This window comes from Acinetobacter sp. YH12249 (genome assembly GCF_013417475.1).
Classification (GTDB): domain Bacteria; phylum Pseudomonadota; class Gammaproteobacteria; order Pseudomonadales; family Moraxellaceae; genus Acinetobacter.
Map to the genome: position 1 here is coordinate 76568 of NZ_VPDX01000001.1, position 12637 is coordinate 89204.

The following is a 12637-nucleotide window of genomic DNA, read 5'->3' on the forward strand; positions in this document are numbered from 1 at the left end:
ATTTAGTTGAAAGATAATGCATTTATAAGCAAGGTATTATTATTTTTATTCAGGTTTTAATCAATTTTCTAAACGAGATAAAATACTCAGGGTGAGTATATATACTGATTTGATTTAGAAGATATTAATCCTCGTGTATTTCACATTTTTTGCAGTCCAATAAGACGCCCAGTTTTTCTTTACGGCCTTGTTCGGTCATGACCCAAGGACGGTTTTGCCAAGGTGGATCATGCCGCACATGCTGACCATGACCACAGGCCAGTTCAGCGACCCAATGATTTTCTTCATCCAGATGAAAGCCGACAATTGCCTGCTGCATGATAAATGCTCTTGTTGATTAAAGTATTTAAGCATTTATACAAAATTAGTCATGCAAAATCACCATAAACAAAAGAAACTGCACAGGCTATACTCCTTGCTAATGTATTTTTAAGAAAGAGCACAGAGACATGCGCGTACTTGTTGTGATGGATCCCATCGAAAATGTAAACCTGAAAAAAGATTCAACCATGGCCATGTTATGGGCAGCTGCACGCCGTGGACATGAACTGGGTTATGCATTACAGCAAGATTTATATATCGACCAAGGTAAGGCCTTTGGTCTGATCTCGCCTTTGCAGGTATTTGAAGACTATAACCATTACTACGAACTGGGTGAAAAGAAAAAAGAATCGATTGCGGCTTATGATGTGGTGCTGATGCGTAAAGATCCGCCATTCGACATGAACTTTGTCTATACCACTTATATTCTGGAACAGGCAGAACGTGAAGGAGCATGGATTATCAACAAACCGCAAAGCCTGCGTGACTGCAATGAAAAGCTGTTTGCTACTCAGTTCCCGCACCTGCAAGTTCCGACTTTGGTAACGTCGCAACAAAGCCTGCTCCGTGAATTTTTAAAAGAGCATGTTGATGTGATTGTAAAACCATTGGATGGTATGGGCGGCACCGGAATTTTCCGTCTCTATCAGGATGGTATCAATATTGGCTCAACCATTGAGATTCTGACCAACAATGGTAACCAGCCGATTATGGCACAGCGTTATATTCCTGAAATTGTAGAAGGGGATAAGCGTATCCTGATGATCAATGGCGAACCAGTACCGTATTGTCTGGCCCGTATTCCGCAAAATGGTGAAGTGCGTGGCAATCTGGCAGCAGGTGGTTTAGGTCAAGCACGTCCATTAACTGAGAATGATAGAGCCATTGCAGCGCAAGTGGGGCCTTATCTCAGAGAAAAAGGTTTGGTATTTGTCGGTCTGGATGTGATTGGCAATTATGTCACTGAAATTAACGTCACCAGTCCAACCTGTATCCGTGAAATTGATACTCAGTTTGGTACCTCCATTGCAGATGACCTGTTTGATGTACTGGAAGCCGGTCTGGGTCAAGCCTAAGCTTTCAATAATAAAAAAGAGCCTCGTCTGAGGCTCTTTTTATTGGCCATAATGCTTGAATAAAAGCAGGGTCATTAAGATTCCTAATATAGAGAGGCTGGCGGTAACTGCCGCGATATAAGCCCAATTCTGTGTAGTCGAAACCAGTGCTGCGCTCAAAGGCGGCACAAAAAATTGAGCACAGGCTGAAAGCTGTAAAACCAGACCCACACTGGCTGCTGCGGCATTGGCACGCGGGGCATGCTGCAAAGTAATGGCAAAAACAGTGGTCGGGATAATTCCACCAATCAGTGAAAACAGTACAGCACTTATAAACTGTAAGTCGAACATGAGCCATGAACTGGCTGCAAAAGCCAGAAAGCTGCTGCACAGCATGGCTGTAAATCCGGTACTGAATAGCGTCTTGGGTTTCCAGCCACGTTGTAACAACATACCTGCACCAAAAGTGCCGCCCAGATTGGCAAGTACCACGATTGAAACCAGAACGCCTGCAACTTTTAAATCAATACCATGTTCGACATACATGCTGGGCAGGAACCCGGTCACGGTAATCCACTGACTGGTATAACAGGCAAAAATAATAGCTAAACACAGAATGGGTGGATGGGTAAGGGTAACTTTGACAATCTGCCAGAATGAAGTATTTGACGGTACTGGTTGAGGAATTGTGTTAGATGCAAATGCCATTGAATCTATTCGCAGGTATCGTTTAATGATGCCTGCAATAATCAAGCATAGACTGCCGAGAATAGCCCAAATATTCTGCCAGTTCAGGTATTCGAGTAAAACAGGAATACTAAAAACAGCAAGACTGACACCGACACCCATATAGGAACTCCAGAGTCCCATTTTAAAATTCAGTGTTTCAGGCCGACTGATCCGTTTTAAAATTGCAGGCGCGCACAAGGAAATAGTTAAAAATCCAATCCCTTCGGTAAAGCGGAAGAAATATAAGGCTGTGGCATGCTGAATCCAAAGGCCAGCGATACTGCTCAGTCCTAAAATGATTAACGCCAAAATCATGCAGCGCTTTAAACCCACTTTTTCCGAAAAAGCACCAATACAAAGGGCGAATAGCATCCCGGCCCCTTGTACTAAAGATAGGGAAAACCCGGCTTGCGTAAAACTTAAGCCTAAATCCTGTTGCAGAATAGGAATAATAGCAGACAGTTTGCCGACATGCATGGCCGCCAGATAACCGGCTAAAATAATCCATAGATCACGAATTGATATTTTTGACATCTATAATGCTTGAGTCCAGTTAAGGAATAGGCGGATCAATTTAAAAAAATTTATATAGATATAGGGATAACATAAAATTTTATTCAGATTTATATGATTTAGGCATAAGTTAATAGGATGAATTAAATGGAAAAATAGCAGTAATTAGTGAAAAATGTATAGATTTAGGAAATGACTATAAAAAGATTAAATGAAAAATATTTAAAAATTATGCTTATATTTCACTTAAGTCTAAGGAAAAATGCAGACCTTATAATAAAACTAGTTTAAACTTCAAATTAGTATGAAAAAAACAATGAAACGCTTGTTGAAATAAGGTAAATAAACTTTCAAGGGCAAGCGTTTGTGATTACAATTGATGGCTTAAATTAGACCTCCTGTTTCATTTTTTAATTGAAGAATTAGACCGTGACCGACGCTCAGCAAAAACAGCCTAAACATGTCATGATGATGGCCGCAGGTACGGGTGGACATGTGTTTCCAGCGTTAGCCGTTGCAAAAGATCTACAACAACAAGGAATTGAAGTGTCCTGGTTGGCAACACCAGCGGGCATGGAAAACCGATTATTAAAAAACCATAATATTCCAATTTATCAAATCGATATTCAAGGTGTGCGTGGCAATGGTTTTGTGCGTAAAGTCTTGGCCCCGTTTAAAATTTTAAAAGCCACTCTTAGTGCTATGAAGCATATGAAACAGCTCAAAGTCGAAGCTGTTGCAGGCTTTGGCGGTTATGTGGCAGGACCGGGTGGTCTGGCAGCGCGGATCCTAGGTATTCCTGTAATTATTCACGAGCAAAATGCAGTCGCGGGTTTTACCAATACCCAGTTGTCACGGGTCGCTAAAACGGTATGTCAGGCTTTTCCTGATACTTTCCCGGCACAAGATAAAGTAGTAACCACCGGTAATCCGGTACGTAAAGAAATTACAGAAATTTTAAATCCGTCCTGGCGTTATCAGGAGCGGGAAAAAGCTGGCCAGCCGCTACGAATTCTGATTGTTGGTGGTTCACTTGGGGCACAAGCCTTAAATGAACGTGTGCCGGAAGCCTTGAAACAGTTGAATGTGCCGTTAAATGTCTATCATCAGTGTGGTCAAAATCATGCTGAAGCAACGCGCGCACGTTATGCAGACAAACCCGCCTCCTTGCAGGTTGAAGTTCAGCCGTTTATTGAAGATATGGCCCAAGCTTATAGCGACGCCGATCTGGTCATTTGCCGTGCCGGTGCACTGACAGTTACTGAAATTGCAACTGCTGGTGTAGCTGCGATTTTTGTACCGCTACCAAGTGCGGTTGATGATCACCAAACTGCGAATGCCAAATTCCTGGCCAATCAGCAGGCAGCCAAAATCTGCCCGCAGGCTACTTTGACGCCAGACAGTTTAAAAACCTTATTAGAGCCGATGCTTGACCGTCAGGTATTGATGGAAATGGCGATCAAAGCACGCCGTCAGGCTCAACCCGATGCGACCCAGCATGTGGTCCGTTTAATTCAAGAATTGTAATCCGAGTAAATTATGTCTCCAGTAACCCCAGCAGACCAAGCAAAGAAATTAATTAAAGTCCCGGAAATGCGCCGGATCAAGCATATCCATTTTGTAGGGATTGGTGGTGCAGGGATGTGCGGGATCGCGGAAGTACTGAAAAACCAGGGGTATAAAGTTTCTGGTTCAGACATCAAGGCCTCTAAAACTACGGCTCAATTAGAAGAAAATGGTATCAAGGTCTATATCGGCCATGCAGCCAGCAATATTAAGGGTGCCAATGTCATCGTGGTATCTACCGCGATTGATAAGGAAAACCCGGAAATCAAGGCGGCTCTTGAAACCCGTACACCGGTAGTCCGCCGTGCAGAAATGCTGGGTGAGCTGATGCGTTACCGTCACGGGATCGCGGTTGCAGGCACTCACGGTAAAACCACAACCACCAGCCTGATCACCTGTATGCTGGCAGAAGAAAATCTGGATCCAACTTATGTGATCGGCGGTTTGCTAAACCGTACCGGTGTGAATGCCGCTTTGGGTGCAAGTCGTTATATCGTGGCAGAAGCCGATGAATCAGATGCCTCATTCCTGTATCTAGAACCAATGGCTGCCGTGGTGACCAATATCGATGCTGACCATATGGATACTTATGGCGGTAGCTTCGATGTTTTAAAAGATACCTTTATCCAGTTTCTGCAAAAACTGCCATTCTATGGTTTAGCGGTTGTGTGTGGTGACGATGCCAATATCCGTGAAATCATGCCACGTATTGGTCGTCCATTACTGACTTATGGTTTTAATGAAGATAATGACATTCGTGCCGTCGATGTCGTACAGGAAGGTATGCGCAGCCACTTTACCGTATTACGTAAAGATCGTGAGCCGCTACGCGTGACTGTGAATCAGCCGGGTCTGCACAATGTACTCAATGCCTTGGCTGCAATTGGGATTGCAACGGATGAAGGCGTATCCGATGCAGCTATTTGCCGTGCACTGGAAGGCTTCAGTGGTGTAGGTCGTCGCTTCCAAGTACAAGGTCAATTCGAACTTGAAGGCGGCGATGTGAAACTGGTCGATGACTATGGTCACCATCCAAAAGAAGTAGAAGCCACTATTAAAGCGGCTCGTGCCAGCCATCCAGATCGCCGTCTGGTGATGATGTTCCAGCCGCACCGTTTCAGCCGTACCCGTGACTGTTTTGATGACTTCGTAGAAGTGCTTTCACAAGTTGATCAGCTGCTCTTACTTGAAGTGTATCCGGCAGGGGAAAAGCCAATTGTAGGTGCGGATAGCCGCGCATTGGCACGTAGTATCCGTTTACGTGGGGAAGTTGAACCAATCCTGATTGATCCGGTTGAGGGGAACCTGAGCCAGGTGATGAAAAAGGTATTGCAAGCAAATGACTTGTTATTAACCCAAGGCGCAGGTAATGTTGGAGCAATCTCAATCGAACTTGCTCAAAATCATTTATATGTAAAGTAAAATAGTCATGTTATGACTGATTGAACAGATTCAAAAAGTTTAAGGATATAAACGTGTCAAATGCTTCAAAATTCGGAAAAGTTGCCGTATTGCTGGGTGGTAAATCTGCAGAGCGTGAGGTTTCGCTAGATAGTGGAACCGCCGTACTTGAGGCATTAATGCGTTCTGGGGTCAATGCAGAAGCGTTTGATCCACAAGAGCGTAGTGTTACCGAGTTGGTAAATTATGATCGTGCGTTTGTGGTATTGCATGGTCGTGGCGGTGAAGACGGTCAGATTCAGGGTGCGCTGGAATGGTTGAATATTCCATATACCGGTACAGGCGTACAGGGTTCTGCCATTGGTATGGATAAAGTCAAAACCAAACAGGTTTGGCAGGGTTCAGAATTACCTACTGCGCCATATCGTATCGTGACCAAGAACTCGAATGCGCAAGAAATTGTATCTACTCTAGATTTGCCGCTGATCATTAAGCCTGTACACGAAGGTTCGAGTATTGGCATGAGTAAAGTTGAAAAAGTAGAAGACTTTGCTGATGCGATTGCCAAAGCCACTGAACATGATGCCGTGGTTATGGCAGAGAAATGGATCACAGGCCGTGAATTTACCATTGTAATTCTGAATGGTCAGGCCCTACCTGTCATTCGTCTGCAACCGCCAGAAGATGTGGCTTTCTATGACTATGAAGCTAAATATCAGCGTAATGATGTGGAATATGGCATTCCATGTGGCTTGAGCGAGTCTGAAGAGAAAGAATTGCAAGCTTTGGCTCTACGTGCCTTCCAGGCAGTGGGTGCAAGTGGCTGGGGCCGTATTGATGCAATGCAGGATGAACAGGGTAATTTCTGGTTGCTGGAAGTGAATACAGTTCCGGGGATGACCAGTCACTCTCTGGTACCAAAAGCGGCAGCAGCCGTCGGCTATAGTTTTGATGCGCTCTGTGTAGCGATTCTGGAACAAACATTAAACGGTGCGGCACACTAAGTTATGGCTCAACTCCCAGCAACCATGCGCCGTAAACGTGCTGCGATTACCTCAATTCACGACAAGCCGCCGACACGCAAAGAGAAACTAACCAACCTGGGTGGTTGGGCCTTGTTGTGTGTCGCGCTGGTGGTGCTGGCTTTTGGGATTTTTGGCCTGTACAAGGTGATGACTGATGCTCAGGTAGCAGAGCTGAAAGTGGCAGGAACGCGTTCAGCAGCTGAAGAGCGCCAGGTCATGCAGTACGTTTCACCGATTGTGACTGAAAACTATTTTACTTCGGACCTGGAATCGATTCGTGACCGTGCACTGGAATTGTCTTGGGTGGATCGTGTCGTGGTATCTCGTGCCTGGCCAGACAAAATTCATGTCCGGGTAATGCCGCATCATGCCATTGCACGTTGGGGAACAGGGCGTTTACTAAGTGACAGTGGTGTGATTTTTACGGAAGTCACACCCAAGAATTATCAGGCATTACCGTTACTACATGGGCCGGCGAGCCATGCAGAAACCATGATGCGACGTTATAATGAAATCAATCAGTTATTTTTACCACAAGGTATTCGTTTAAAAGAATTATATTTAACTGAACGAATGACCTGGTTTATGCAGTTTGATTCAGGTTTGCGTGTGATTGTCGATAAAGACCAAACCATGAGCAAGTTGCAACGTTTGAGTCATCTGTCCTATAGCGAACTAAAACCGGTATGGTCGAAAATTTCAGCGATCGACCTGCGTTATCGCAATGGATTGGCGATTCAATGGAAAAATTCAATTCCGCCTAAAATTGTAAATGGTCAATTTATTGTAACCATTAATGACACGGGCGTTGAGAATAATGTAACAGTAAAGCCATAATGACCGGCTTTAAAAACTAGAGGCCTTATAAAGCCATAAATCTAACAAACACGTAATGGTAGTAGTTAATAATGAGTGAAGCTGTTCCCTCGGTTGTGGCGATTGACATTGGGACACACAAAGTTTCAGTTTTGATTGGTAAGGTACACGCGCCAGACAATATCCAAGTGATTGGGATGGCGACCGCTCGTAACCGAGGCATGAATAAAGGAAAAATTGTCAGTCTCGATAAAGTCATTACCGCCATTAAAAACGCCGTACAAGAAGCGGAAGATATGGCTGAATGTCGTGTGCATTCTGCGTGGATTTCGATCCCAAGTGCTGAATTAAAAAGCTTTTATGCCTCGGGTCGTACCACCATTGATAATAGTGAACATTCAATTACGACCAGTGAAGTGGTGCGGGCACTTGAGCTGGCCAAAGCCAGTCATGTCACCTCAGATCATTATCTGGTGAGTGCGGTGCCTTTGGGCTTCGAGCTGGATGATGCACCTGAGTGGGTACTCAACCCGATCCGTATGTCGGCACATAGCATGACCGGGCATTATCATTTGATGATGTTACCGATCAGCACCATGCAGAATATTGACCGCGCTTTAAAAGGGGCCAATATCGGTGTGGAGAAAATGGTGGTGTCCTGTCTGGCTACTGCTGAAGCCAGCCTGCTGAAAGATGAAAAAGAATATGGCGTGTGTCTGGTAGATATCGGTGCGGGAACCACCAATATTGCTGTTTATTTGGATGGCCGTTTGGCGTTAACCCATACTATTCAGCGTGGCGGTGAACATGTGACCCGTGATATTGCAGCAGTTTTACAGACCACGACAGAAGAAGCAGAACGTCTGAAATTGCTCTATGGCTGTGTTGACCTGAAAGTTGTTAAACCAGAGCATATGATTCAGTTCCAGGGCATTGATGGACCACAAACCATTAGCCGGATTGAACTGACTGAAATTATCATGGCGCGTTATGAAGAAATCATGGGTCTGGTGCGTGATGAACTGGTGAACCATGGCGCGATGCAGGGACTGTATCATGGTGTGGTGCTGACTGGTGATGCCAGTCAGATTGAAGGTATGGTCAGCTTTGTACGCCGTACCTTGGGTGTATCTGCACATCTGGGCAATCCGCCGGTACAGGTCTATGCGGATGAACAGCACCAGGCGGCTTTACGTCGTTCCCAGTACGCAACAGTGGCTGGTTTGCTGATGTTTAGCCAGAGTGATACCCAGGAAACCCTCGTTGAAACCGAAGACGGGGACAAGTTATCGGTGACACAGCGCATTAAACGGGCATGGTCAGGTTTTAACGAAACGTTAAAAGCGATCTTTTAAGCGATTTTTATTGTGAATATTGTTGGGAAGTTGTAGTTAATCGGGCTTGTACTTGACAAGTGCCTGCTTGAGCAGCATTCTTAAAAACAATTTTTATCAAGATTAAGGCAGTATACGGGCTTAGTGACTGCCAATTATGAATTAGGAATTTTATAGGTCATGGCCTCATTTGAATTTTTCGAAGAAGATCATAGCGATAGCAATGGTCAAGCCCGTTTCACTGTATTTGGTGTAGGTGGTGCGGGTGGTAATGCTGTACAGCATATGTTGCAGTCCGATATCCAGGGCGTAAAGTTCGTCTGTGCCAATACAGACAAACAGGCACTGGATCGCATGGAAGCCGAATTTAAAATTCAGCTGGGTGAGCAAAGTACACGTGGTCTGGGTGCTGGAGCAAATCCACAGGTCGGTCAAGCGGCAGCAGAAGAAAGCCGTGAACTGATCCGCCAGCAGCTTGAAGGTACCGATATGGTATTCGTTACTGCCGGTATGGGTGGTGGTACAGGTACTGGTGCTGCGCCAGTCGTTGCTGAAATTGCTAAAGAAATGGGTATCCTCACTGTTGGTGTCGTAACTACACCATTCAACTTTGAAGGTAAACGCCGTCTGCAATCTGCCGAGAAGGGGATTGAAGCGTTAGAACAGCACGTAGATTCTCTGATCATCATTCCAAACCAGCGTCTATTGAAAGTCTTCCGTGATATTTCAATGAAGGATGCATATAAAAAAGCGGATGATGTACTGTTGAATGCGGTACGTAGTATCTTTGACCTGGTGGTACGTCCTGGTCACATTAACCTTGACTTCGCCGATCTGAAAACTGCAATGAGTACACGTGGTTATGCTATGATGGGTGTAGGCTTGGGTCGTGGTGAAAACCGTGCACGTCAGGCAGCAGAACAGGCGATTCGCAGCCCATTACTGGATAACGTCACCATCATGAATGCCAAAGGTATTCTGATTAACGTGACGGGTGGTGATGACGTAACCTTCGGTGAAATCGAAGAAATTACTGATGTTGTAAACCAGATCGTGGATCTGGACGAAGGTCAGGTCTTCTACGGCACAGTATTTGACCCTGATGCTCGTGATGAAATCAGTGTAACGGTGATTGCGACTGGTTTGACTCGCCATGCTGCAGATTCGGTTGAGCCAACTAAACGCGCGAATGTACAGGCAGTACGTCCATCATCATCACAGGCAGTAGTTGAAGATGATGATGTACCGGCAATTCAGCGTCAGCAAAATGAAGCAGGTGCAGCAGCTAATCCTGCCGCTTCAGTTTCTAGTCCGCGTCCAACGCCAATGAGCATCCAAGATTATCTTAAAAATCAACAGCGCAAATAATATGTAACAGCATGTGTTTACGATGATTGCACAGAAAAGGTGGCTTTAGAGCCACCTTTTGTTTTTTATCAATGGCCAAATATGCTAACGTATAGCGGTTTTATTGGTGAACAGATGATAAAAAGCATGTTGAAACAACGTACCCTGCAACGTATCGTGAAAGCGAGCGGAATCGGTCTTCATAGTGGGCAGAAGGTTATGATTAACTTTGTACCACACCACGCCGATGGGGGCATTGTGTTTCGTCGTATTGATCTGGATCCACCTGTCGATATTCCTGCAGATGCCTTATTGATCCAGGAAGCCTTCATGTGTTCGAACCTGGTTCAGTCAAATGCCAAAGTGGGTACGATTGAGCATGTGATGAGCGCCATTGCAGGATTAGGTATCGATAACCTGATTATTGAAGTGTCAGCTTCAGAAGTTCCCATTATGGATGGCAGTGCCGGACCTTTCATTTATCTGCTCATGCAGGGCGGCTTGCAAGAACTAGATGCACCAAAGAAATTTATTAAAATTATTAAACCTGTTGAAGCCCTGATCGATGATAAACGGGCGATTTTTAGCCCACATGACGGCTTTCAGTTAAATTTCACTATTGATTTTGATCATCCTGCCTTCAAAAAAGAACATCAATCTGCCAGCATCGATTTTTCTACAGAAACCTTTGTTTATGAAGTCAGTGAAGCGCGTACATTCGGCTTTATGAAAGACCTTGACTACTTGAAAGCCAATAATCTGGCTTTGGGTGCAAGCTTGGAAAATGCGATCGGTGTAGATGAAACCGGCGTGGTCAATGAAGAAGGTTTGCGTTTCTCGGATGAGTTTGTACGTCACAAAATTCTAGATGCAGTTGGTGATTTATACCTGCTAGGCCACCAGATTATTGCCAAATTTGATGGTTACAAATCAGGGCATGCTTTGAATAATCAACTATTGCGTAACGTGAAAAGTGACCCAAGCAGCTATGAAATTGTAACATTTGATGACGTAACTCAATGTCCAATTAGTTATGTAACTGTGACATAAGTCCTTGTCTTTGTGTCTTTGTGTTATAACTTAGCTGCATCTAATGTGACACCTGTCACATAAAAACAACATTGGAATTTATTACATCTCATTGCAATGTTACTTTTTATTGCTTGCCAAACGTAGTAAAGCTTGGCTAAGCTTAGGGTCGCTTATAAAGTCAGCAGCACCGCGAAGTAATTCCTGTGTTTCTGGACTCAAGGCTCTTTCAGATTTTTCTGGAACCGGTTGAACAGGGGATGGATTCCTTAAGCAAACCTGGATTTTAGTGAGATCTTTTAATTCGTTTATTTGAGAGAGTTGTGAGATGTATTGCTTTTGAAGATAGGCCAATTGAGAAATCATGGCTTGGTTTTCACCAGTAATCGTTAACACACCATTTTGATAGCAGGCAACTTGCCATTGTTCGGGTTGAGGCAATAGCGGTTGTACGAGTTTCGTAAGCTTCTGCCATGCAGAAACTTGTGATGAGAGAAACGAAAAGTTTCCTGTTTTTATCTGTTTTCTTGTTTTTTGAAAGACGTTGACAGGTTCCGACATACATAATTCCTACATGTTTATGTCTTAATCTTATGCGCTTCTTAAAGTGGATATCAAGGAAGAGATCTTCAAGAAACTCGATTAGCAGTTTAGAGAGGTTTTTTATGCATATGCCTATGCGACGTATCCTATTGGCATTTTCTATTTCGGTTTCAGCTGCTTCAGTAGCTTTTGCAGATTTAGTGGATCTGAATCAACAAGATGCTACACCTGACCGTCTTGAGCAGTTAACACGTACTTTATCGCAGGGTTCTTATACCCATCCTGAAGATATTGATATTCCCGCACAAACTAAATTAAATGTTCAGCTACGTGAAAAACCGGTTGAACTGAATAATCAGACCATTGCTCAAAAATATGGCAATTCTTCATCCAGTAAAGTTGCATCTTCAAATAATCCTTATTCGTGGTTAGTGGCTCATCCATTACCCGACATGAAACGTGTCAGCTCAAATTTTGGCGGCCGTACCATGGGTGGTCGTGCTGAAAATCACTCAGGTCTAGATCTGGCTGCTACAAGCGGTACACCGATCTATGCAACTGGTCCTGGTATCGTAACCAAATCGGGTTGGGGTACAGGTTATGGTCAGTATGTCGAAATTAACCATGGTAATGGATACCTTACTCGTTATGCCCATGCTTCACACTTGATTGCACGTGTGGGAGATCAGGTGCAAGCCGGTGATCATATTGCGAATGTAGGTTGTACAGGTCGTTGTACTGGTCCTCATCTACACTATGAAGTAGTAAAAGACGGTCAACGTAAAAATCCTTCAACTTATTTAGCAATGTTGCCTTAAGCGTAGCTTTGCTCAAAATAACTGAAATACTTTAATACGTCTGATACTTGATACTCATAAAAAATCAATCAAACCGCTTTTAAGGCAATTAGACTGAACATTTCTTCCAGGGAGTAGAGAAGGAGTTCGGTCTAATTGCT

12 protein-coding genes are annotated in these 12637 nt (G+C 44.2%); 9 read left to right on the plus strand and 3 right to left on the minus strand.

What is annotated here, in order from left to right:
• Window positions 1–124: 124 nt before the first annotated feature.
• Window positions 125–319, minus strand: a complete 195-nt coding sequence (locus tag FTV25_RS00400; RefSeq protein ID WP_004781474.1) for a DUF3565 domain-containing protein — start codon at window positions 317–319, stop codon at window positions 125–127.
• A gap of 130 nt (window positions 320–449) precedes the next feature.
• On the opposite strand from FTV25_RS00400, the gene gshB reads away from it, so the two are divergent.
• Window positions 450–1397, plus strand: coding sequence for a glutathione synthase (gshB, locus tag FTV25_RS00405; protein WP_180002589.1), 948 nt, complete (start codon window positions 450–452; stop codon window positions 1395–1397).
• A gap of 39 nt (window positions 1398–1436) precedes the next feature.
• On the opposite strand, the gene FTV25_RS00410 is transcribed toward gshB, so the two are convergent.
• Window positions 1437–2639 carry a CynX/NimT family MFS transporter gene (locus FTV25_RS00410; RefSeq protein WP_180002590.1) on the minus strand — a complete coding sequence of 401 codons (1203 nt, stop codon included), beginning with the start codon at window positions 2637–2639 and terminating at the stop codon, window positions 1437–1439.
• 408 nt (window positions 2640–3047) lie between these two features.
• Here FTV25_RS00410 and murG point away from each other — a divergent pair, with 408 nt between their 5' ends.
• The 7 genes from murG to lpxC all read left to right on the plus strand — a co-directional run bounded on the left by murG (window position 3048) and on the right by lpxC (window position 11157).
• Window positions 3048–4145, plus strand: coding sequence for an undecaprenyldiphospho-muramoylpentapeptide beta-N-acetylglucosaminyltransferase (gene murG, locus FTV25_RS00415; protein ID WP_159123787.1), 1098 nt, complete (start codon window positions 3048–3050; stop codon window positions 4143–4145).
• A gap of 12 nt (window positions 4146–4157) precedes the next feature.
• A complete protein-coding gene (gene murC / locus FTV25_RS00420) occupies window positions 4158–5606 on the plus strand; it encodes a UDP-N-acetylmuramate--L-alanine ligase (RefSeq protein WP_005232692.1) in 1449 nt (482 codons plus the stop codon).
• 53 nt (window positions 5607–5659) lie between these two features.
• Window positions 5660–6589 carry a D-alanine--D-alanine ligase gene (locus FTV25_RS00425; protein ID WP_180002591.1) on the plus strand — a complete coding sequence of 310 codons (930 nt, stop codon included), beginning with the start codon at window positions 5660–5662 and terminating at the stop codon, window positions 6587–6589.
• A gap of 3 nt (window positions 6590–6592) precedes the next feature.
• The gene (locus tag FTV25_RS00430) at window positions 6593–7447 is read left to right on the plus strand and encodes a cell division protein FtsQ/DivIB (RefSeq protein ID WP_180002592.1); all 855 of its coding nucleotides are present in this window, start codon (window positions 6593–6595) and stop codon (window positions 7445–7447) included.
• Window positions 7448–7518: 71 nt separating this feature from the next.
• Complete coding sequence (gene ftsA / locus FTV25_RS00435; RefSeq protein WP_159123790.1) at window positions 7519–8781, plus strand: cell division protein FtsA; 1263 nt, start codon at window positions 7519–7521, stop codon at window positions 8779–8781.
• Window positions 8782–8940: 159 nt separating this feature from the next.
• The gene (gene ftsZ / locus FTV25_RS00440; protein ID WP_179991920.1) at window positions 8941–10128 is read left to right on the plus strand and encodes a cell division protein FtsZ; all 1188 of its coding nucleotides are present in this window, start codon (window positions 8941–8943) and stop codon (window positions 10126–10128) included.
• Between the two features lie 126 nt (window positions 10129–10254).
• Window positions 10255–11157 (plus strand): UDP-3-O-acyl-N-acetylglucosamine deacetylase, encoded by a 903-nt coding sequence (lpxC, locus tag FTV25_RS00445; RefSeq protein ID WP_034170289.1) that lies wholly within the window; start codon window positions 10255–10257, stop codon window positions 11155–11157.
• 99 nt (window positions 11158–11256) lie between these two features.
• Here the strand turns inward: lpxC and FTV25_RS00450 are convergent, their stop codons facing one another.
• Entirely contained in the window at window positions 11257–11697 is a 441-nt protein-coding gene (locus FTV25_RS00450; protein WP_004781492.1) for a DciA family protein, read from the minus strand.
• A 110-nt stretch (window positions 11698–11807) separates the two neighbouring features.
• On the opposite strand from FTV25_RS00450, the gene FTV25_RS00455 reads away from it, so the two are divergent.
• Entirely contained in the window at window positions 11808–12497 is a 690-nt protein-coding gene (locus FTV25_RS00455) for a M23 family metallopeptidase (RefSeq protein WP_180002608.1), read from the plus strand.
• Window positions 12498–12637 lie beyond the last annotated feature (140 nt).

Coding starts and splice junctions, on each gene's coding strand:
- FTV25_RS00400 (WP_004781474.1), bottom strand. CDS start 319: ATGCAGCAGGCAATTGTCGGCTTTCATCTGGATGAAGAAAATCATTGG.
- gshB (WP_180002589.1), top strand. CDS start 450: ATGCGCGTACTTGTTGTGATGGATCCCATCGAAAATGTAAACCTGAAA.
- FTV25_RS00410 (WP_180002590.1), bottom strand. CDS start 2,639: ATGTCAAAAATATCAATTCGTGATCTATGGATTATTTTAGCCGGTTAT.
- murC (WP_005232692.1), top strand. CDS start 4,158: ATGTCTCCAGTAACCCCAGCAGACCAAGCAAAGAAATTAATTAAAGTC.
- FTV25_RS00430 (WP_180002592.1), top strand. CDS start 6,593: ATGGCTCAACTCCCAGCAACCATGCGCCGTAAACGTGCTGCGATTACC.
- ftsA (WP_159123790.1), top strand. CDS start 7,519: ATGAGTGAAGCTGTTCCCTCGGTTGTGGCGATTGACATTGGGACACAC.
- ftsZ (WP_179991920.1), top strand. CDS start 8,941: ATGGCCTCATTTGAATTTTTCGAAGAAGATCATAGCGATAGCAATGGT.
- lpxC (WP_034170289.1), top strand. CDS start 10,255: ATGTTGAAACAACGTACCCTGCAACGTATCGTGAAAGCGAGCGGAATC.
- FTV25_RS00450 (WP_004781492.1), bottom strand. CDS start 11,697: ATGTCGGAACCTGTCAACGTCTTTCAAAAAACAAGAAAACAGATAAAA.
- FTV25_RS00455 (WP_180002608.1), top strand. CDS start 11,808: ATGCCTATGCGACGTATCCTATTGGCATTTTCTATTTCGGTTTCAGCT.